The organism is Pandoraea sp. SD6-2 (assembly GCF_000389825.1).
GTDB classification, from domain to species: Bacteria; Pseudomonadota; Gammaproteobacteria; order Burkholderiales; family Burkholderiaceae; genus Pandoraea; species Pandoraea communis.
Genome location: NZ_KB944439.1, coordinates 21,820 through 43,138 on the forward strand (window position 1 = coordinate 21,820; position 21,319 = coordinate 43,138).

Below are 21,319 nucleotides of genomic sequence, written 5' to 3' on the forward strand. Positions count from 1 at the left end.
ATGAGGTGCAGCTTCGGATTATTGGACGCCGGTCAGTCCCGGCGGTAAATCATGGATATCAGAAACGCCCGACGTTGGGCGGAGCCCGGCGCCAAGCGTTACGTCGGTGCGTTAATGGTGGTACTTGCTGCGTTTCTTGTTCGCAGCCTGCTGCATCCGGTGCTCGATCACTCGATGCCGGGCATCTTCTTCGTCTGCGCTGTCATCATTGTCGAATTCTTGTGGGGTCTGGGACCGGCGATCATGGCCATGGTCATCAGCATCCCGATTTTCGATTTCTTCTTCGTTCCGCCATTTCGCGACATCGCTGAGCTTGACCGGCGCGACGTGTTGATCATCACGGGCTTTCTGCTGATCGCACCGCTTGCCGTCGTGCTGATCGAACGCCTGCGCCGAGCCCAGTACCGCGCAGAGTTGATCGCGGAGGTTGCACAGACGCGCTACGAGATGTTGCTGCGCGCCGAGAACGAGCGCATGTTGCTGTCCGACTCGGTGCAGTTGGGCAACGCCTTGATGACGTATCTCACGAATCACCTCGATACGATTTTCTATCTGGCCAATCCCGCGACGCATTACGAATTTATCGACGAGCATTTCCGCCGGGCGACGGGCGTCGCGCCCGAAGTCGTCAAGCGCGAGGGGCTGCGTGCGTTGCTGCATCCCGAGGACGCCGCGCGCGTGGAGGGACTATTCTCTGCCGATGGCGAGCGTCCGCAGCACGGTGCGCACAATCTGCGCATACGCACTCGCGAAGGCGGCTATGAGATGTTCCACTGCGAATTACAGTATTTCCAGGCTCATGTCGGCACCTACGTGATTCTGCGTTTGCATGCGGGGCCGGCAGTGCGTCCGGTCACGCCGTTGCACACGCTCACGCCGGCAGCCAATGCGCGAGATGTTGCCGAGACGCCGGTCGTCTCCGGCGGGGGTTGACGATGTTTCAGGAAGATATTTTCTACCAGGGTGGCGAGCACGCGGTGCTGCTGTTGCCGGGGCTGTCGAGCACACCGCTCGAAATGCGTCCGGTGGCGAAGGCGTTGCATCGCGATGGTTATACCGTTTCGGTGCCGCATATCGAGGGCTACGGACTCGGCACGCCGTGCACCGATTGGCGCTCGTGGATCGCCGCGGCACGGGCGAAGTATCGTGAATTGCGCGATACGCACGAAACCGTGTCGGTATGCGGCCTGAGCATGGGCGCGACGCTGAGTCTGGCCGTCGCGGAGGAGGAGCCGGATATCACGGCGCTTTCGCTGCTTGCCGTCACGCTCGTGTACGACGGCTGGACCATTCCCTGGTATTACCCGCTCGTCGATCTGCTCTATCACACGCCGTTCCGTCATCGCTATCGCTATCAGGAAAGGGCGCCGTTCGGCCTGAAAAACGAAGCGCTGCGCGCGCGTGTGGCGAAGTCGATGTCGCTGCACGACGCCTCGGAAATCGGCTCGGCCTCGCTGCCGTTGGCGCACCTCTACAACGCGCGCCGGCTGGCGGCGCATGTGCGCGAACGGCTGAGCCGCGTGACGGCCGATTGCCTCATTATTCACGCCGTGGATGACGATACGGCGAGCCCGCACAATGCACGTATTGTCTACGACGGTGTGTCGTCCGAGGTGAAGCAGAAGTGCCTGCTCGGCGAGAGCTATCACATTCTGACGATGGACAACGAGCGCGAGACCGTCGCCGACGAGACGCGCCGCTTTTTCCGCGACGCCGTCGCGCGAAGCACAGGTGCCGCCGCATCCGAGACGCGCATCATTTCCAAGGCGCTGCTGCGCGCCAAGCGCCGTCAGGCGGCTGCCTGACACGAAGCGGCAGCCGCACGCACGGGCCCGAGGGCTTGTGCGGTGCTGCCGCTGTCGTCTTCATTGTCCCCGTCACCCTCCACGTTGTTTCGCATCTGTGAAGCGGTGTCTGACATAGCGCTCGTCGACAAGTTGTCGACGAGCGCACGCGTCAAATCGATTTCGCCATGCCGGCGCAGTTCCGCGAGCAGCGTCTCGTGGACACGTTGGCAGACGCCCGCGTGCCGCCATGCGGCGAGCTGTCGCCGGCAGGCTGTGCCCGAGCCGCACCCCATCTCCTGCGGCAGCAGGTTCCACGCGATGCCCTAGCGCACAAACACAATGCCAGTCAGCACCGCACGGTCGGGTGTTGGCTCGCGGCCTGCATACCGGCGATTGTGTGGTGCTCGCTCGGGCAGAAGTGGCTCGATGAGTGACCGCAATTCCTCGTCGACAAGTTCTTTAGGCATCGCTTCCTGTTAGACAAAACAAGACAGGAAGTTAACGTCGAGTCGGGAAATTTAGTAAACCTAAAATTTAATTTGGCAACGGCATCCTTGGTGATTGTGGGAATTATCCCATCCAAAGCGAATTTGTGAATGAGCCCAATTCTATGCCGATATCTTGGGTTTGCGATATTTCTGATCCTAGAATCTGTACGTTCATGGCACTCCAATGACGTCGCCCTTTGGGTGGTGGTCGTTGTGTTTTTTTGATTTTTAAAAACAACTTAAACATAAAAATTCAGATTCATCAAAAGGATTGAAGATGAAAAAGTTTCTTGTGTTTGTTGCGCCGCTATTTTTGGGGGCATTGTATGGGGCGGCAGCAGTAGCTCAACCTAGAAATACAATCACTGTTGGCTATGCGCAGAGCCGAATATCGGGCGGCGCCGCCGATCAATATCTTGCGGCTCCACTTACCTCGGGGTTGGGTGGTGTTGTTGCTCAGGCGCTTGGTGCAATCCTCTTGCCTGCCGGTAACAAGCCGGGTGGCGTAAACCTCAAGTACCGATACGAATTCGATGAAAACCTCGGATTTATTGTTTCTTATACAGGCACGGGAGGAACCACGAGCATAGGGTCTAACTCGAAAAAATTGAGATATGACTCACTAACGGCAGGTCCTTCGTATCGATTTAATAATTATTTCAGCCTCTACGCAGGTCTGGGTGCGTCAAGGGGTGAATATGGGTTTGATATAAATAACGCTATAATAAAAATCAAAGAATCGAATACAAAATACGGATTGGCTTCAATTGTCGGTGCTCAGATCAATGTCTACAAAAATGTTACGCTTGATTTTAGCTACGAATACTCCAAGTTGAATTTCAAAAACAATAAAACCGGAAAATTCAATACCTGGTCGGTGGCGCTCGGGTACAGATTCTAGTCAGGGGTTAAGCGTCGGAGACCATTTTGAAGATTCGCTCGCGTCCCCTCATGCCGAACTCGGCGTTGCGTGCGAGCCAGACTTCCCATCGTTACGTTCCGCATCGACGCTGGATGAATGACCAAGCCTGACGGAGCGGTTTCTGAACGCCGTCGTTGAGCGCGTAAGTTGCCATGTCATCAAACTGCCATCGATAGCCGGTTATGGTCGAAGTTTCCCGATCCAGCCGCCGGCATGACCTGTCGGCGGCGCTGTACACATCCGCCATGTCATCGCTCGTCATCGAATCCGTCAGCAAGCAGTGGGGCAATACACATGCGCTTCAGGACGTGAGTTTCGCGGCTGACGCCGGTTCGCTAGTCGTGCTGCTCGGCCCGTCGGGGTGCGGCAAGTCGACGCTGCTGCGCATGATCGCGGGCCTCGATACGCCGAGCACCGGACGCATTGTGCTGGGCGGCACCGACGTGACCGGGCTGCCACCGGCACGTCGCAAGCTCTCGATGGTGTTCCAGTCGTACGCACTCTTCCCGCATCTGTCGGTGCGCGAGAACCTGCTGTTCGGTCTGCGCGTGCGCGGCGAACCGGCGCGCGATTACCCGCAGCGTCTGGCGCGCGTGGCGTCGCTGCTCGGGCTCGAGCCGTATCTTGAACGTAAGCCTTCACAGCTCTCGGGCGGTCAGCAACAGCGCGTGGCACTGGGCCGCGCTGTGATCGCCGAGACGTCCGTCTGTCTGATGGACGAACCGCTCTCGAATCTCGACGCTCAACTGCGGCAGGAAATGCGTCGTGAGATCCGCGCGCTGCAACAGCAACTCGGCATGACGCTCGTCTACGTCACCCACGATCAGACCGAAGCGATGAGCATGGCCGATCAGGTTGTGTTGCTGCGCGACGGTCGCATCGAGCAACGCGGCGCACCGCACACGCTCTATGCCACGCCGGCCACCCGTTTTGCGGCGAGTTTCATCGGCACGCCGCCGATGCAATTGCTGCGCCTCGTGCGCCATGGCGACGCGCTGGTGCCTGCCGGGCAGACCGGCCCCGCGCTGGCCTCGGCCCAAGGCGGCGCACGAGACACCGTGTTGCTCGGGTTGCGTCCCGAGCATGTGCGCGCGGTCCCGCCAACGTCGGTGGGTGCGGTGCTGGCCACGGTGAGCGCCGTCGAATATCTGGGCGCAGACACGCTCGTCGCCTGCACGCTGGGCGAGGCAGGCGAAGTCGCCACCCGCGTGCCGGGGCACCGGCCGTTTGCGCCGGGCGAAGCGATCGGTTTGCAATGGGACACGGCCCACCAACATCTGTTCGACACGACCACCGGCGTGCGCCTCGCCGAGGCGACGGCGAACTGGCGAACCGTGGAAGTTGCGGAGCCGGTCTGCACCGGCGCTATTGCCGCGTCGGCGAGCGAATTGGCGACGGCGGCAGCACTCGCGTCGCTCAAGCCCGAGCAACACGTCTGACACGGGCTCGCCGCCGTAGCTGCGGCACCGGCGCGAGCCGGCCCGGTGCGGCGATCGAGAAGCCCGGCATCGGACACCAATCACACCACCACAACGCTTATATGGGGAACCAAGCGACATGCGACGCACGATTCTGAAAACGTTTGCGGCCAGTCTGGCTACGCTGGCATTGGGCGGCCTGACGGGCTCGGCCATGGCGCAGCAGAAGCCGGTCGAGCTTACGTTCTACTACCCGGTCGCTGTTGGCGGCCCGGTCACGAAGATCATCAACGATCTGGTGGCGGACTTCGAGAAAGATCATCCGAACATCAAGGTCAAGCCGGTGTACGCCGGGACGTACCAGGATTCCGTGGTCAAGGCGCTGACCGCCGCGAAGGCCGGCACGCCGCCGCAACTGGCGGTGCTCGCCGCCGCCGATGTCTTCACGTTGATCGACGAAGACGCCGTGGTGCCCATCGACAGCATCGCCGGCACGGCTGCCGACAAGCAGTGGCTCGACGGCTTCTACCCGGCGCTGATGCTGAACTCGCGCATCAACGGTCACACCTGGGGCGTGCCGTTCCAGCGCTCGACCATCGTCATGTACTGGAACAAGGACATGTTCCGCGAGGCCGGTCTCGACCCGGATCGCGCGCCTGCGAACTGGGCCGAACTGACCAGCTATGCGCAGAAGCTCACCAAGCGCGACGCGTCGGGCAATGTGACGCAGTGGGGTATCAAGGTGCCGTCGGTGGGCTTTGCCTACTGGTTGTTCCAGGCGTTCACCACGCCGGCCGGCGTCGAACTGATGAACCCGGCGGGCACCAAGACGTTCCTCAACGCGCCGCAGGCGGTCGAGTCGCTTCAGTATTGGGTGGATCTCGCAGCGAAATACAAGGTCATGCCGACGGGTGCGATCGAGTGGGGCACCACGCCGAAGGACTTCCTCGAGAAGAAGACTGCCATCATCTACACGACGACGGGCAACCTGACCAACATCCGCACCAATGCCACGTTCCCGTTCGGCGTTGGCAAGATGCCGGCCAAGGTGCGCGGTGGCAGCCCGACCGGCGGCGGCAACTTCTATGTGTTCAAGAAGACCACGCCGGAAGAAAGGCAGGCCGCGATGACGTTCATCAAGTGGGCCACCACGCCTGAGCGCGCAGCGCAGTTCGGTATCGACACGGGCTACGTTGCCGTGACGCCGGCTGCCTGGGAGACCCCGGCAATGAAGCAGTACGTGCAGAAGGTGCCCGCTGCCGCTGTGGCACGCGACCAGCTTGGCGTGAGCGTGGCGGAATTCTCGACGCACGACAATCAGCGTGTCACGAAGGCGCTTAACGATGCGCTGCAAGCCGCGCTCACCGGCACCAAGTCGCCGAAGCAGGCGCTGGACGACGCGCAACGCGAAGCGGACCGCATCTTGCGCGCGTACGCTCGCTGAAGTCTCGTCCTCGCTGGACGTCGCTGTCAGTCTCTTTGAAATGCGGGGCCGGCATATCGCGGTGACACTTCCGCGTGTACCGGCCCCGAGTGTTGAATCGATGGACCGTCGATGAATCGTTCCTCTGCTTCTTGGGTGCCCTGGCTGCTGCTGTTACCGGCGCTGGTGCTGCTCGTCGCTTTCACCCACTATCCGGCTGTGGCTACGCTATGGCACAGCGTTTTCTCGACGGCGCGTGCCGGCGCGTCGTCTGTGTACGTGGGCACCGAGAATTATCAGCTTCTGCTCGAAGACGCCGTCTTCTGGCAGGCGCTGCGTAACAACGTTCTATTCGCACTGATTACCGTGCCTGTGGCAATTGCGCTCTCGATTGCCATGGCGCTGTGGGTGCATCGTCAGGTGCCGGGGCGCGCGCTGTTGCGTCTGGCGTATTTCACGCCGGCCATTCTGCCGATGATTGCGGTGGCCAACATCTGGCTGTTTTTCTACACACCGCAGTACGGCCTGATCGCGCAGATTTCGCAAGCGTTCGGATGGGGCGACCATAACTGGCTCGGTCAGCCCGACACGGCGCTGCCCGCGCTGATGATCGTGACGATCTGGAAAGAAGCCGGGTTCTTCATGATCTTCTATCTGGCCGCACTGCAACAGATTTCGCCGACGCTTGCCGAGGCGGCCGCGCTCGAAGGCGCGTCGCGCTGGCAGTTCTTCCGGCGCGTGCAGTGGCCGCTGCTGATGCCCACCACCGTGTTCGTGCTGATCAATGCCCTCATCAACGCGTTCCGCCTCGTCGACCACATTGTCGTGATGACGCGCGGCGGGCCCGACAACGCGACGCAATTGCTGCTGTACTACATTTATCAGGTGGCCTTCAGCTTCTGGGATACGTCTTACGCGGCGGCGCTGACGGTGGTCTTGCTCACGCTGCTCGCTATCGTCGCCTTTGTGAAATTCCGTCTGCTCGACTCACGCACGCACTATCAATGACGAACTCCACCAGCCCGACGCCTGCCACGCTCACGCCTGTGAAGCCACGTGCCGTCCTTCCCGCATTTTCCGCGAATGGTCAGGCGAACCTGATCGACACTGCGGGGGCATGGCTGCTCGGCCTGCTGTGGCTGCTGCCGTTGCTCTATGCGTTCTGGAGCGCGTTTCATCCGTCGGCCTATGCCACGCGCTTTTCGCTGAGTGCGCCGCTCACGCTCGAGAATTTCGTCCACGCGTGGCAAGCGGCGCCGTTCGGGCGCTATCTCATCAATACGTTCGCGCTGGTGACGGTGATCCTCGCCGCGCAACTCGTGCTCGCGACGCTCGCGGCCTATGCGTTCGCTCGCTTCACGTTTCGCGGCAGCGAGGTGGCGTTCATGATCGTGCTGCTGCAATTGATGGTCATGCCCGACGTGCTCATCGTCGAGAATTATCGCACCATCGCCTGGATGGGCCTGCGTGACACGATCCTGGGCATTGCATTGCCGTACTTCGCGTCGGCATTCGGCATTTTCTTGTTGCGTCAGGCGTTCAAGACCGTGCCGCGCGAACTGGACGATGCCGCGCGCGTGGAGGGCGCCAACGCGTGGCAAGTGCTCTGGCGCGTGTATGTGCCGCTCGCGCGTCCGGTATATGTCGCATACGCGCTGGTGTCGATCAGTCACCACTGGAACAACTTCCTGTGGCCGCTCATCGTCACGAACTCTGTTGAAGCGCGCCCGCTGACGGTGGGGTTGCAGGTGTTCGCGTCGACCGATCAGGGGATCGACTGGTCGATGATTACCGCCGCCACGTTGATGACCGCCGCGCCGTTGTTCATCGCCTTTCTTCTCTTTCAGCGTCAGTTCGTGCAGTCGTTCATGCGTGCGGGCATCCGCTGAACGGCGAGCAGGCAGGCCTCATTCAGTGGCCCGAAAGCAAAACGGCACGCGGAAGTGCGTGCCGTTTCGTTGATCGCCGGACCCTATCGGGTCAGACCGGCGGCTGTCGCCGGCTTATTGGTCGGCGGCCTTGACCAGCAGAACCGGCAGCGTGGTGATGCGCAGCAGCGTTTCGGCGACGCTGCCCAGCAGCAGGCGATTGAGCCCGCGGCGGCCGTGCGTGCCGAGCACGATCACGTCGGCGTTCCATTCCTGCGCTTCGCGCAGCACGGCGTCGGCGATTTCATCGGTGCCTGCGTCGAGCGTGATCATCTTCGTTTCGGCTTCGACACCGCGCTTTTTCAACTCGGCTTGTGCCTTGGCGAGAATCTCGCCCGTTTCCTTCTCGAACGACTCCTGGCCCTCCAGCGGCACGAAGCCGCTATAGGCGCCCGCAGCGTAAGCGTTGGCAAGCGAGGGAACGACCGACACCAGGCGGATCTTGCCCTGGCTCAGGGCCACGAGCTTGACGGCCTCGTCCATGGCGCGGTTCGAGGGGGTGCTACCGTCGATCGAGACCAGAATGCGTTCGTACATGATGGTGTCCTCTTTGGGCTGAAAACGTGTGAAGGTTTGCGATGATGCCACGAAGACATCAATACGCCGGGATGATTTTGATTTTCGCACCGGGCGTATCGAAAGTCATCCCATGCAACGGTGCCGGGTTGACCATGCGCAATATCGCATCGTAATGCCAACCGCCGGCGCGTGCACGCCGGGAGGTTTGTGCTGTTTCAGATGCCGGAACGCATGCCGCCTCAGTTCGGCTGGCAGGCGATCACGAGATTGGCGACGCCGCCGCTCACGTCGCGTGCGAGTACGTCGTAGCCCTTTTGCAGGCATTGGGTGCGGGCGCGCTGGTCGCAGTCGCCGGCATTGGTGGCCGAGCACTGGATTCGCTGAGTGGGGCGTCCGTCCGAGGTGAACAGCGGGGCAGACGAGCCGCAAGCAGACAGCGCGAGAGTGAGAAGCCCCGAGGAAAGCAGAGTGGCGATCTTGGCGAGATTTTTCATGACGGTCGTCTTATAAGCTCTCGCGAGTATAACGCGGTGTCATGGCGCCGAGCGCGCCCCGGCCCCAAGGTTGGGATACGTCTCAAGCGGCCCCGCAGCGGCCCCGGATCGCCCTTGGCTGCCGCCCCCTTATCGATCCGTCGCGCCGGTGCGCTCTGCGGCACTTGCCAGACGTTGGCGGCGCAGTGTGCGCAGGCTGTCGAACACGACGAGCACGACACCGAACCAGATCGGCATGTACGTCCATAGACCGCGAGCCGTGAAGGGTTCGTCGAGCAGGAAGATCGAGACGACGAAAAGCAGCACCGGCTCCACGTACCCGAAAATGCCGTACAGCCCGATAGGCAGCATACGAGCGGCACCTAGCGTGCTCGCCAGTGCGCCGGCACTGAGCAGGCCAAGCGCGGGCAGCCAGAGCCAGTAGCGAGGCTCGCCGAGCACGATGGCGTTTTGCGGCCAGGCTTGCCAGAGCACCACGGCGGCGACCGGTGTCATGGCCAGCACTTCCATCGTGAAGCCGCTGAGTGGGTCGAGCCGCAGCCGCCGGCGCAGCACGAAATAGGGCGGATAGCCGAACATGATGAGCGCTGTCACCCATGACAGGGCGCGCGTCGCCCAGAGTTCATGGGCCACCCCCAATGCGGCCACGATTACGGCGGCCAACTGCAGCCGGTTCAGCCGCTCCTTGTACACCGTGCGCCCGGCCAGCACCATGGTGAGCGGCAGCAGGAAGTAACCGAGGGAGACATCGAGCAGACGCTGTTGCAGCGGAGCCCACACGAACAGCCAGAGCTGAACGCTCAACAGCGCCGCGCAGAGCAATACCGCGCCCAACAGCGCCGGCCGGTGAAGTACGTGCGAAATCGTGCTGCCGAGAATGTTCCAGCGCCGCAGTACCGACACGATGAGGAGCGTGCCGGGCAGCGTCAGCAGAATGCGCCAGGCGAACACATCCAGGCCGGTCAGGGGCGCCAACTGCGAGACGAGCGCGGGCATGACGGCGAACATGACCGACGCCGAGACAGAGAGCATCACGCCGCGACCGGAAAGCATGGGTGTCCTGTGAAATGAGGCGAGAGGGCAGGCGCTTCGCCCGGATCAGGCCGCGAGCATAGCAAATTTGCACCAGACCGGGGCGTTCTCGTGAGATTGCGCCCGGCCGGGCCCGGCCAGGCTCATGAGCGCGTATGATCGCCATTCGTCGCCGTTTTTCATTTCTTGCCGCCGCGCGCGGCACATTTGCAGGAGATTCGTGCATGTCGTCCGTCCCCGCTGTTGCTGAATACGCGGCTTTCGCAGCTTCGATGGCCGATGCCGTCAGGCCGCTGTCGCTAGGCTGGTTCCGCCGGCGTCTGGCCGTCGACGACAAGGCGGACGAGAGTCCGGTCACGATTGCGGATCGCGAGGTCGAGACCGCGCTGCGCGAGAAGATCGCGGCACGATATCCGTCGCACGGCATTTGGGGCGAGGAGTTCGGCAAGCGCGGTGTGGATGCGGAATTCGTCTGGTCGGTCGATCCCATCGACGGCACGCGCAGCTTTATCACGGGGCACCCGCTGTGGGGCACCTTGCTGGCGCTGCTGCAAAACGGTAAGCCGATCGTCGGTGTGATCGACATTCCGGCAACGGGCGAGCGCTGGGTCGGTGTGAACGACGCCGCCAGCGGCGTGCACGAAGCCCGCTTCGGCGGCGAGCTATGCCGCACCAGCCCGGTGACTGTGCTGGCCGACGCGACTGTTTATGCGACGTCGCCCGACATTTTCGATGCGGCGGAGTATGCGCAATTCGAGCGTTTGACGAAGGCCGTGAGCCGCCGTCGTTTCGGCGGCGATTGCTACGCCTACGGGCTGCTGGCGAGCGGGCACATCGAACTCGTCATGGAAGCCGGATTGCAGACCTACGACTATCTGGCGGTGGCGCCTGTCGTCGAAGCGGCGGGGGGGGTCATCACCGATTGGGAAGGCAAGCCGCTCACGCTGACCTCGCAGGGGCGCGTGCTGGCGGCTGCGAATGCCGAACTGCACGCCGCCGCGCTGGCGTGCATTCGCGCGGACTGAGATCGCGAGCGCGCCGGGGAACGATCACGCCATCTGGCGCGGAAGGCTTCGCCAGATGCGCGGCAGCAAGACACCCAGCACGATGCCGCGCGTGGCGAGAAACGCCAGCAGCGCCAGCCACAAGCCGTGATTGCCCCACGCCGCGAGCGTGAGCGGCATCACGGCGCCAAAGACCAGCAGACCGATCAGCGAGGACGTGAGCAGTTCGCGCGTGCGCGTCGCACCGATGAACACGCCGTCGAGCTGAAAACACCACACCGCGACAATGGGCGAAAGCACCGCCCACGGCAGAAATTCGCGCGCGGCCTCACGCAGCGCCGGTTGATCGGTCAGTGTGTCGATGATGGCGCCGCCCGCCAGCGCGTAGGCCAGCGCAAACGCAACGGCGCAGCCCAGCGCCCATCCGAGCGACAGCCGTATCGCATGCAGCAACGCCTGCCGTTGGCGGGCGCCGACATAGGCGCCTACCAGCGCTTCGGCGGCGTGGGCAAAGCCATCGAGACCATACGCCATGAACGTCTGGAAGTTCAGCAGCAGGGCGTTGGCGGCGAGCGTCGTATCGCCAAGCCTCGCGCCGACGCGGGCAAACCACGCGAAGGCGAGTTGCAGGAACAGCGTGCGCAGGAAGATATCGAGATTGAGCCGCAGCAGGCGCCACAGGGCGGTTCGTTCGACGAGCGTGGCAAGCCGCAGGGGCGGCAGGCCGGGTGTGCGGGCGAGCCAGAGCAGCCAGGCGCCGAGCACGAAGCCAAGCACATCGGCCAGTGCGCTCGCCGAAGCGATGCCCGCCACGCCCCACCCGAATACGCGCACGAAGACGAGCACGGCCACGATGTTCACAAGGTTGATGAATACCTGCACGGCGAGCCCTTGCCGCACGCGTTGACACGCCAGCAGATAGCCGAGCACCACATAGTTGCCCAGTGCCAGCGGCGCGGCGACGATGCGGATGCTGGCGTATTCGCGCCCGAGCGCCCGCACTTGCTCGCTGCCACCTAGCCACGAAATGCCCACCGACACCAGCGGATGGCGAAAGACCAGTAGCACCGCGCCGATGGCAAACGCCAGTGCCAGCGCACGCGCGAGCGTATCGCGCAGACGCACCGTATCGTTCGCACCGAACGCCTGCGCGGCAAGCCCCGTGGTGCCCATGCGCAGGAACGAGAAGCCCCAGAAGATCAGGTTCAGCAGCAGGCCGCCAAGCGCGACGCCGCCCAGATAGGCCGGTCCCGGCAAGTGACCGGCCACGGCAGTGTCGACGGCCGAGAGCAGGGGCTGGGTGAGATTGGCGAGCACGATGGGCACCGCCAGACGAAGCAGTTGCCGGTGACCGGTGGCCGCAGGGGCAGGGTTCATGGGTGAGTTGTGCGGCAGCCGTTCATGGCGGCACCGTCGGTCCGCGCAGGGCGGTGGGTTATGAGTGCGCCGATTATAAGGGCTGGCAGACGTCTGGACGCGATAGGGCCAGGGCACGCGTAAAGCACGAACGGTACAATGCCTGACTTCTCCGTCGCCACGGAAAGGCCGCGTAGGCCGTCCCCGTCGTTTTCACTGGTTTCGTCCGTCATGACTTCACCGAACTTCCCGGCTTCCCGTTCGGCCTGCCGCCCCCACCGCCGTTATGCGCTTGCCGTCGCCTTATGTCTTGCAAGCCTGCCGGTGCTCGCCGATGTGACGCTGCAACGCGGCCCGCCGCCCCCACGCTTCGAAGATCCGCATGCGGCTCCCAAGGGAGAGTTCTGGGTGCCGGGCTACTGGCAATGGAAAGACGGCCGCTACGACTGGGTCGACGGTCACACGGAACCCAAACGGCCGGGTATGCGCTACACCCCGCCGCACTGGGAGGCGACGGGCGATCACGAATGGACCTTGCGCGATGGCGCATGGGAGCCGTCTGGCTGGGGGCCAGGCACGATTCACGAGATTCGTGCGCCCAAGTGATGTTGCGCTGTCGCCCTGCGGCATTGGGTCGCACACACCGAGAATCCACTGGGCGTTTTAGTCGGCAATCCGATGTATTCGATTATTTACCGACTTGACGGGCACAAGGCGGTGCCGTTAAGCGAAAAATATTGACACGTCCAGAACGTTGAACAACACTATGCCGACATCGCGTCACCACGAAACGCGGAACAGTCGCAGTTGGCGTAATTTAAATTATTTGTGCAAAGAAATTGCGCGAGATTCGCGTGTGTCGGATAGACATTTCGCGTGCGTCGCCGGCGGCTGAAGGTGTAACGTCCAAGGACTTCCGGGGAGGAGGCGGGCGTCATCGATTATCGGGTTGTCTCAACGTTTTGGGATCCGTTATGTGCACCGTACGCATTGTCTCGAGCACCTCCCCGAGGGCAGCGCGCCTCGCTCGTCATTTGGCTCGGTATTCTTCCGTCCCCACTCAAACGCCTGGCGGATTCACGCACAGGTGCATAACGTAAGACCCCATACACGGTCTGCGGTCTCTTCGATCTGCGGGGCAATTGCCACGAAGATCTGTCGTTTCCCGAATTCATATGCCGGACAATCGCCGCGACGTGCGGCACGGCTCGTCACCATCGTGTGACAAATGGCAGGAGCGTGTATGCAGTGTTCAGTACCGTTGTTCGATGCCGTACCGTTGATCACCGTGTTTGTCTGCGTCGTGCTGGGCCAACTGCTCGGGCGCGTCAGGCTCGGCCCGATACAACTCGGCGGCGTGTGCGGTGCGCTGCTCGTCGCGTTGCTTGTGGGCCAGACCGGCTGTATGGTGGAGGGCTCGCTCAAGGACTTCGCATTCGCGCTCTTCATCTTCGCCATGGGCTTTTCCGCCGGGCCACAGTTCGTAGATAACCTGAACTTGCGTGGCCTGCGCTTTGGCGTGCTTTCCATTATCGAAGTGGTCTTCGTGTTCGGCATCGTGATGATCGCCGTGACGTGGCTCGGCCTGGACCCCGGCACGGCGGGCGGGTTGGCGGCGGGGGCTGCAACGGAATCGGCGATGGTTGGCACCGCCATCGAAGCCCTCAATCGGCTCGGCCTTGCGCCCGACGCGTTCAAGGCATTGCAGGCCAACGTCGTGACCGCTTACACGCTGACGTATGTGTTCGGCCTCATCACCATCGTGCTGTTCACCAACCTGCTGGCGCCGCGTTTGCTGGGCATCGATCTCAAGCAGGACAGCGCGCGCCTCGCCCGGGAAATGGAAGACGAGAACGGCGGCGAAGCCGGTGTGCCCGCGGCGCCCGATCTGGTCGGACGCAGCTATCGTGTGGCGCATCCGGGGCTGAGCGTTGCCGCGCTGGAGGCGGCGCTCGAGGGAAGTGTGGCCGTTGAGCGGGTGCGTCGTGCGTCGGCGTCGGTGCCTGTCGCGCAGAGCCTCGCGCTCGAGCCGGGAGACGAACTCCTGCTCGTCGGCCGGCGCGACGTCATGCTCGAAGCGCATGCGCTTGTCGGCCCCGAGGTCGCGGGCACCGAAACGAACGAGATCGTGCTGGTGGAGCGCGACTTCGTCATGACCAATAAGGAAGCCGAAGGCCGCACCGTGAGCGACCTGCGCCGCGAAGCGCCGATCGACGTGCGTCACGGCGTGTTCGTCAAGTCGGTCAGACGCATGGGCATGCCATTACCCTCGCTGGGCAAGATTGCGCTGCAACGCGGCGACGTGGTCACGCTGCAAGGCTTGCAAAGCGATGTGGACCGTGCGGGCGAGGTGCTCGGCAAACCCGTGCCGTATGGCAACAAGACGAGTCTCGTGTTTGTCGGCCTTGCGCTGATCGTGGGGCTTTGCATCGGACATCTGTCGGTGCGTATTGGCGGTGTGCCGATGACGCTGGGCTCGGGTGGTGGCGCGCTGCTCTCCGGTCTGGCGAGCGGCTGGCTGCTCTCGCGGCGTCCTACCTGGGGCGCGTTCCCGCCTGCGGCCTATGAATTGCTTAAGGAACTGGGGCTGGCGGTGTTCGTGGTGTGTGTCGGTCTGTCGGCCGGGCCGCAAGCTGCCGTGCTGCTGCGAGAGCACGGTCTGGCATTGCCGGTGGTGGGCATCTGTGTGTCTCTCATCCCGGCCCTGGTGTCGTTGTGGGTCGGCCACAAGTTGCTGCGTATCGACGGGCCCATTCTCATCGGCGCCATCGCCGGTCAGCAGGCGAGTACGCCGGCGATCAGCGCCGTGGTGCAAACGGCGGACAGTGCGTTGCCGGTCGTGGGGTACACGGTGACGTACGCGCTGTCGAACGTGCTGTTGCCGCTCATGGGGCCGGCAGTGGTTTTTGTCGCTCATCAGTTTTCGCGTTAGGGCGTGCCGGCAGGGTCGGGGCAAGGCCCTGACCCCGCCGGTCGCCGTTCCCATTTTTTGACGGAGGTTCTCCCGTGGAACTCGTGCATAGCATTCTTAAACATGTCCCGGAGGTCGCGATCTTTCTATCGCTCGCCCTCGGGTACGCCATCGGGGCGATCAGGTTCGGGTCATTCCAGTTGGGCGGTGTCGGCGGTTCGCTGCTCGTGGCCGTCGTTGTCTCTCAGATCGGCATCTCAGTCGACGCGGGCGTGAAGAGCATCATGTTCGCGCTCTTCATCTACGCCGTGGGTTACGAGAGCGGTCCGCAGTTCTTTAGTTCGCTCTCGCGCAAGACGCTGCGCGAAATCGGCATGGCCGTCTTCCTTGCCGCCTCGGGGCTGGTGACGGTGCTGATCTGCGCCAAGATTTTCGGCTTCGACAAGGGGCTTGCCGCAGGTGTGGCCGGTGGCGGTCTCACGCAGTCGGCCATCATCGGCACGGCCGGCGATGCCATCTCGCGTCTGGGGCTATCGGCGGACGAGGTCAAACGTCTGCAATCGGAGGTGGCCATCGGCTATGCCGTCACGTACATCTTCGGCAGCCTCGGCGCCATCATCGTGTGCGCGTCGCTCGTACCGAAACTCATGGGCCGCACGCTCAAGGACGATGCGAAGAAAGCCGAACTCGAGATGGCCGGCGGTCAGACTGCGCTCTCGGCCGACCAGGTCGATTCGCTGCCGCCGCTCGTCGGCCGTGTCTATCGCGTGACGACCGGCGCGGGCAAGCGTGTGGTCGACGTCGAGAAGCAGTTGACCGATGGCGTGACCGTCGAGCGCTTGCGCCGCAACGGGAAGATCATCATCGCCACCGACGATCTGGTACTCGAAGCCGGCGACGACGTCATGCTCATTGGACGCCGTGAAGCGGCGACCGACGCGTGGCGTCTGTTGGGCGACGAGCAGCGTCCGTCGAGCGATCTCGACATTCCGTTGCGTATGCAGGAAGTCGTGTTCGCCCGCAAGGGCGGCAACGGCAAGACGCTCGGCGAACTGAAGGCGGGCGTAGCGCGCGACGTCAAGCACGGCGTGTATATCGCGAAGATCGCGCGGATGGGGCAGCCCGTGCCGGTGCTCGACGACACCATCGTCTATCACGGCGACGTGGTCACGCTGTATGGCGCCGACAGCGACGTGCAGCGTGCTGCGAAGGAAGCCGGTTACCCCGTCGCTTATTCGGTGAAGACCGATTATGTGTATATGGGGATCGGCATCGTGTTCGGTCTGCTGATCGGCTACATCGTGGTCAAGGTCGGCGGTATTCCGCTCACGCTGGGCAGCGGCGGCGGTGCGCTGCTCTCCGGTCTGATCTTCGGGTGGCTGCGCGGCAAGCATCCGACCTTCGGCGCGATGCCGCTCGCTGCGAGTTCGCTGCTCAAGGAGCTGGGGCTCGCGGCCTTCGTGACCTGCGTTGGTCTGTCGGCTGGCGCGCAGGCATGGCAAACCCTTCAACAGAGCGGCGTCTCGATCTTCGTCGCCGGGGTGATCGTCACGATCGTGCCGCTGCTTCTCACCTATCTGTTCGGCCGTTACGTGCTTCGCTACGACAACGTGGCCATTCTGGCCGGTGCGCTCTCAGGCTCGCGCAGCGCCAACCCGGCCTTCGGCGAAGTGCTCGACAAGGCCGAGAGCAATGTGCCGACCGTGCCGTTCGCCATTACCTACGCCATCGCCAACGTGCTGCTCACGCTGCTCGGGCCGCTGGTGGTGTCGCTGACCTGAGGTACGCAAAGGCGTCGCGTGATCGCGACGCCGTACCGCCCGACGTATTTGGTTCATTCACCCGATCGTCCGTCATTGCCCCCGCAAGACGGAATCGCGATGGGTGGTAGATGGTTGTTCATGGAGAAATTGCTATGAAATCGAAGGAACTCGACGCACTCGCCAAACTCAGCCCGTTCGAACTCAAGGACACGCTGATCGCACTCGCTCAGGACAATGCCGCACAGCGCTCGATGCTCAATGCCGGGCGCGGCAACCCGAACTTCCTCGCGCTCGAGCCGCGGCATGGCTTCTTTCAGTTGGGCCTGTTTGCACTCTCGGAAGCCGAGCGTCAGTTCACGTACATGCCCGAAGGCGTGGGCGGTATTCCGCCCGGCAAGGGCGTTGAAGCGCGCTGGCTGGATTTCGCGCGCGAGCATCAGCACGAGCCGGGGGTGAAATTCCTCGAGAAGGCGATCTCTTATATCCGTGACCAGATGGGTCTGGTCGTCGAGGACTTCCTCACGGAAATGGTGAACGGCATTCTCGGGTGTAACTACCCGGTGCCGGATCGCATGCTGCGCAACACCGAGACGATCGCCGCCAAGTATCTGCGTCACGAGATGGTCGGCCGTCATCCGTTCGTGGGCAACTTCGACCTGTTCGCGGTCGAAGGCGGCACGGCAGCCATGACGTACCTGTTCAATACGCTCAAGACCAACCACTTGCTGCAGGCCGGCGACACCATCGCGCTGGGCATGCCGATTTTCACGCCTTACATCGAAATTCCGGAACTGGCCGACTACCAGCTCCAAGAAGTGAACGTGAACGCCGATCCGGCGCTGGGCTGGCAGTATTCGAAGAAGGAACTCGACAAGCTGCTCGATCCGAAGATCAAGGCGTTCTTCCTCGTGAACCCGAGCAATCCGCCGTCGGTCAAGCTCGACGACGCGTCGCTCGATCACCTGGCCGAGATCGTCAAGAAGCGTCCCGATCTGATCATCCTGACCGACGATGTCTACGGCACGTTTGCCGACGACTTCCGCTCGCTGTTCGCGATCGCGCCGTACAACACCATCCTCGTGTATTCGTACTCGAAGTACTTCGGGGCGACGGGCTGGCGTCTGGGCGTTATCGCCACGCACGAGAAGAACCTGTTCGACGACAAGATCGCCAAGCTGTCCAAGGCGGAACGCGAAGGACTCAATGCGCGCTACGCGTCGATCACGACGGAGCCGGAGAAGCTCAAGTTCATCGACCGTCTGGTGGCAGACAGCCGCGCGGTGGCGCTCAACCATACGGCCGGGCTGTCCACGCCGCAGCAGGTGCAGATGGCGCTCTTCTCGCTGTTTTGCCTGATGGACGAGCCGGATGCCTACAAGCACGCCGTCAAGCGCATCATCCGCCGCCGCAAGACTGCGATGTATCGCGCAGCGGGCATTGCCGACGAGACCGGACCGACGGCCGTCGACTATTACAACATCCTCGACCTCGAAGTGTTGGGCACGAAGATCTACGGCAAGGGCTTCGTCGACTGGTTCATGAAGAACATCGACCCGTCTGAGGTGCTGTTCCGACTGGCCAAGGAAAGTGGCGTGGTGCTGCTGCCGGGCCGTGGCTTCGGCACGTTGCATCCGTCCGGCCGTGTGTCGCTCGCCAACCTCAACGAGCCAGACTACATCCAGATCGGCAAGACGGTGCGCAAGCTCATGGACGAGTACAACGCGCGCTTTCTCGCGGGCGGCAGCAAGGGCGGCAAGAAGAAGTAAGTCAGCCGCACTGGGCGTTGCGCATCGACTTCGGTGCCGGGTCTGATCGCCCGGCACCCGCTGGCGCCCCCTCGGTCGCCCCTTCATGGCGATCGACCATTGCCCGGGAAGCGGTTTCCCGGGCTTTTTTGTGATGTGGGAGCGATGCGGCTCGCTAGCGGTGGGAATGCGCGCAAAGTGCGTCGTAGGTGCGAAACGCGCAAGGCGGGCGTGTGATCGACGGACACCCAATAAAAATGCCCGCACGAGGCGGGCAAAAATCACTACAGGGGAAGTCACGCGATATGAGTGGCAATCGATCGAAAGAGTTCCCGGCATTTTGTGACTGGCAGCGCGTCATCCGATCGACGTAAAATAGCCCCTTGTCGCTAAAGCACCCTCCTCATGTCGGACGCGGCGCATAACGCTAGCGGATGGCATCAGTGTGGGGTGGGATTTCGGGTGTCGAATGTCGTCGGTAAATCCGGCCATGTGGAGTCGCCTCCTGCTGGCCGCGTGCCTGAGTGCCGGGATACCGGTGTTCGCGCACGCACAATCCTTGCTCTCGGATCTCAATCCGCCATGTTTTACTGAGCAGAATGCCGTGTCCTATGGTTTGTGGGATCGCGGCCTTGCGCCTCAGTATTTCGTGCCCCCTCCCGCGCCCGTCGTGCAGGACCCTGGCGCTTCATCGGACCCCATCGCCTTGTTCGCGGGGGACGATCCGAACGCCGTCGCGGCGGCCGTCGATCGCGAGGCCAGGCAACGGGCTGCCGCCGCTCAGGCGCCGCGGACGGCATCGGCGGCGCAAGCGTCGAACACCGATCCATCCCAAACGACGCCAGTCGCAGAGGACACCCCGGAAGCATCGGCCGACGCCCCCCCTGCACCACCTTCTTCTGCACCATTACCCGCTGGCGACTTTGCGGTCGCGCCGGAGTTGAGTGCTGATGGCACGGCAATTTCCGTGGTGGATCTGGATGCCGCCGCATCGGCAGCATCGGCCGCAGGCGAGCCGCCGGCCGTCGCCGACGTCGCGCCGCCGAACGCCTTCCTCGCGCGCGCCGCCTGCCTGCGCGGGCAGCCGCGCCACGAGAGTTTCGCGACGCGCAACCTGCGCATGTTGATGCGCCAGGGGCTCGTGGTGCGCGACGATTCATTGCCACTCATCGCCACGCGCAGCCGCACACCCGGCGAGGGCGCAGTAGGCTTGCAGGTGCTCAACGAGCAGCCTTATCAGTTCAACGTCGGCATGAACAACAGCGGCATGACGACCACGGGCAAGATGCAGGGCACGGCGAACCTGTTGATGAACAACCCGCTGGGCATGTACGGCAAGTTCCATACCACGTTGAGTCAGGACTTGCAGAACGCGCGTCGCGATACGACGAATCGAAATGTGACGGCCAACTACTCGTTGCCGATCGACGCGGACTGGACTGTCGGGATCACGGGCAAGACCAACGCGGCCACGGACCAGATCGCCACCGGCACCACGCAAACGCAGACGCTGCAGTGGCGCGTGCGCCGCGCGTTCGACTTCACGGCCAACGGCTCGACGGGGCTCGAGTTTCGCTACAACCGCAGTCGCACCGAAGATCCGAACGCCATCCACACCTATGACAGTTTTGCCGAGGTGGGGCTGAGCCACACGCACAATCTGGGCACGTCGAAGCTCGATGTGTCGGTGATGCAGCGATTGAACGCGCCGTGGATGCCGGCGTCGAGCGGCCCGCCGGGATGGTCGTATCGCTTCCATTCGATCGACGCGAAACTCACCGTGCCGTTCTGACGAAGTCCATCACGGTATCGAGCGATACCGTTCGCACGAGCGAAGCGGGCATGTCCGCGAAGTGCTCGCACTCCCCGAACAGAATGACGGGCTTGCCGTAATGCACGGCGAGCCCGACCTCGTCACGCGTGCCGTGATTGCCGGGCAGCGCGACGATGACGTCGCTCGAGAGCACATTGATGTGATTGCGCGAGAGCGTGCCGGCCGGCGCGTCGGGCAAATGGCGTGGCAACGGACTCACGATAGGCACTTCCACGAACGGATTCGGATAGCCGGGCAGCGGACGGAACGTCGGGGCTGTGCCATCTTCACCGACGGCCTCGGTCGGCACGACACCGATACTGCGTCCTATACGTATACGCTGCGGAACGGCGCAAAAGGCTTCGCTCACGCTAGTCATTACGCCTTGCCCCCCGCCGGTGAGCAGGTGGTAACCGGCGAGCGCGAGTGCACGTCCGAGCGGCGCAGCAAGTTCGGTCCACGGCTGTTTGCCGGAGCCCATGACACCAACGGTTTTGGGACGCAGAGCAGAGGTCATATCGGAAGGCGGGCCAGAGCGCTGCCGATGATAAACGAATTTGCGTCGACGCATTGAGCACGACGGGACGGGGTGGGAACGGGAGGAAGTCAAGCCGGCCTGGCAGCGCGAATCGTTCAGGCAAAAAAAACCCGCCGGATGGGCGGGTGAGGAAGCAGGCCTCCCACGGGGAAGTGAAAGCCTGGTCTCGCGAGGTGTT

18 protein-coding genes and 1 pseudogene are annotated in these 21,319 nt (G+C 62.9%); 13 read left to right on the forward strand and 6 right to left on the reverse strand.

Annotated features, from left to right (window positions below; genetic code table 11):
- Positions 1 to 51 precede the first annotated feature (51 nt).
- Positions 52 to 933, forward strand: coding sequence for a DUF4118 domain-containing protein (locus C266_RS26150; protein WP_010806359.1), 882 nt, complete (start codon positions 52 to 54; stop codon positions 931 to 933).
- Between the two features lie 2 nt (positions 934 to 935).
- The gene (locus tag C266_RS11170; RefSeq protein ID WP_010806360.1) at positions 936 to 1,805 is read left to right on the forward strand and encodes a carboxylesterase; all 870 of its coding nucleotides are present in this window, start codon (positions 936 to 938) and stop codon (positions 1,803 to 1,805) included.
- A 113-nt stretch (positions 1,806 to 1,918) separates the two neighbouring features.
- Here C266_RS11170 and C266_RS11175 read toward each other — a convergent pair.
- Positions 1,919 to 2,254: pseudogene (locus tag C266_RS11175) on the reverse strand (transposase); the annotation flags it as partial.
- A gap of 298 nt (positions 2,255 to 2,552) precedes the next feature.
- On the opposite strand from C266_RS11175, the gene C266_RS26795 reads away from it, so the two are divergent.
- The 5 genes from C266_RS26795 to C266_RS11195 all read left to right on the forward strand — a co-directional run bounded on the left by C266_RS26795 (position 2,553) and on the right by C266_RS11195 (position 7,927).
- A complete protein-coding gene (locus C266_RS26795) occupies positions 2,553 to 3,176 on the forward strand; it encodes an Ail/Lom family outer membrane beta-barrel protein (protein WP_081636253.1) in 624 nt (207 codons plus the stop codon).
- Between the two features lie 266 nt (positions 3,177 to 3,442).
- On the forward strand, positions 3,443 to 4,636 hold the full coding sequence (locus tag C266_RS11180; protein ID WP_081636262.1) for an ABC transporter ATP-binding protein: 1,194 nt from the start codon (positions 3,443 to 3,445) through the stop codon (positions 4,634 to 4,636).
- Positions 4,637 to 4,754: 118 nt separating this feature from the next.
- A complete protein-coding gene (locus tag C266_RS11185) occupies positions 4,755 to 6,059 on the forward strand; it encodes an ABC transporter substrate-binding protein (RefSeq protein ID WP_010806364.1) in 1,305 nt (434 codons plus the stop codon).
- Positions 6,060 to 6,170: 111 nt separating this feature from the next.
- A complete protein-coding gene (locus tag C266_RS11190) occupies positions 6,171 to 7,046 on the forward strand; it encodes a carbohydrate ABC transporter permease (RefSeq protein ID WP_036662657.1) in 876 nt (291 codons plus the stop codon).
- Positions 7,043 to 7,927: a carbohydrate ABC transporter permease gene (locus tag C266_RS11195; RefSeq protein ID WP_010806366.1), complete on the forward strand. Its 885-nt coding sequence runs from the start codon at positions 7,043 to 7,045 to the stop codon at positions 7,925 to 7,927. Before C266_RS11190 ends, C266_RS11195 begins: the two co-directional genes overlap by 4 nt.
- Before the next feature lie 114 nt (positions 7,928 to 8,041).
- Here C266_RS11195 and C266_RS11200 read toward each other — a convergent pair whose 3' ends face one another.
- The 3 genes from C266_RS11200 to rarD form a co-directional block, all read right to left on the reverse strand.
- Positions 8,042 to 8,503 carry a universal stress protein gene (locus tag C266_RS11200; RefSeq protein ID WP_010806367.1) on the reverse strand — a complete coding sequence of 154 codons (462 nt, stop codon included), beginning with the start codon at positions 8,501 to 8,503 and terminating at the stop codon, positions 8,042 to 8,044.
- 221 nt (positions 8,504 to 8,724) lie between these two features.
- On the reverse strand, positions 8,725 to 8,979 hold the full coding sequence (locus tag C266_RS11205) for a hypothetical protein (RefSeq protein ID WP_010806368.1): 255 nt from the start codon (positions 8,977 to 8,979) through the stop codon (positions 8,725 to 8,727).
- Between the two features lie 129 nt (positions 8,980 to 9,108).
- Positions 9,109 to 10,032 carry an EamA family transporter RarD gene (gene rarD / locus C266_RS11210; protein WP_010806369.1) on the reverse strand — a complete coding sequence of 308 codons (924 nt, stop codon included), beginning with the start codon at positions 10,030 to 10,032 and terminating at the stop codon, positions 9,109 to 9,111.
- A 203-nt stretch (positions 10,033 to 10,235) separates the two neighbouring features.
- Here rarD and hisN point away from each other — a divergent pair, with 203 nt between their 5' ends.
- Positions 10,236 to 11,036 (forward strand): histidinol-phosphatase, encoded by an 801-nt coding sequence (gene hisN, locus C266_RS11215; RefSeq protein WP_036662659.1) that lies wholly within the window; start codon positions 10,236 to 10,238, stop codon positions 11,034 to 11,036.
- A gap of 24 nt (positions 11,037 to 11,060) precedes the next feature.
- Here hisN and C266_RS11220 read toward each other — a convergent pair whose 3' ends face one another.
- Entirely contained in the window at positions 11,061 to 12,392 is a 1,332-nt protein-coding gene (locus C266_RS11220; protein ID WP_010806371.1) for an MATE family efflux transporter, read from the reverse strand.
- 210 nt (positions 12,393 to 12,602) lie between these two features.
- Between C266_RS11220 and C266_RS27430 the strand changes: the two genes are divergently transcribed.
- The 5 genes from C266_RS27430 (at position 12,603) to C266_RS11245 (ending at position 20,582) form a co-directional block, all read left to right on the forward strand.
- Positions 12,603 to 12,977 (forward strand): YXWGXW repeat-containing protein, encoded by a 375-nt coding sequence (locus tag C266_RS27430; RefSeq protein WP_168162902.1) that lies wholly within the window; start codon positions 12,603 to 12,605, stop codon positions 12,975 to 12,977.
- Positions 12,978 to 13,614: 637 nt separating this feature from the next.
- Positions 13,615 to 15,303 (forward strand): aspartate-alanine antiporter, encoded by a 1,689-nt coding sequence (gene aspT / locus C266_RS11230; RefSeq protein WP_010806373.1) that lies wholly within the window; start codon positions 13,615 to 13,617, stop codon positions 15,301 to 15,303.
- A gap of 74 nt (positions 15,304 to 15,377) precedes the next feature.
- On the forward strand, positions 15,378 to 17,063 hold the full coding sequence (gene aspT, locus C266_RS11235) for an aspartate-alanine antiporter (RefSeq protein WP_010806374.1): 1,686 nt from the start codon (positions 15,378 to 15,380) through the stop codon (positions 17,061 to 17,063).
- 134 nt (positions 17,064 to 17,197) lie between these two features.
- Positions 17,198 to 18,811, forward strand: a complete 1,614-nt coding sequence (locus C266_RS11240; RefSeq protein WP_010806375.1) for a bifunctional aspartate transaminase/aspartate 4-decarboxylase — start codon at positions 17,198 to 17,200, stop codon at positions 18,809 to 18,811.
- A gap of 469 nt (positions 18,812 to 19,280) precedes the next feature.
- Positions 19,281 to 20,582: a ShlB/FhaC/HecB family hemolysin secretion/activation protein gene (locus C266_RS11245; protein WP_144265789.1), complete on the forward strand. Its 1,302-nt coding sequence runs from the start codon at positions 19,281 to 19,283 to the stop codon at positions 20,580 to 20,582.
- Here the strand turns inward: C266_RS11245 and C266_RS11250 are convergent.
- A complete protein-coding gene (locus tag C266_RS11250) occupies positions 20,566 to 21,120 on the reverse strand; it encodes a DNA-binding protein (protein WP_051126254.1) in 555 nt (184 codons plus the stop codon). The two genes, C266_RS11245 and C266_RS11250, sit on opposite strands and share 17 nt — an antisense overlap.
- Positions 21,121 to 21,319: the final 199 nt, after the last annotated feature.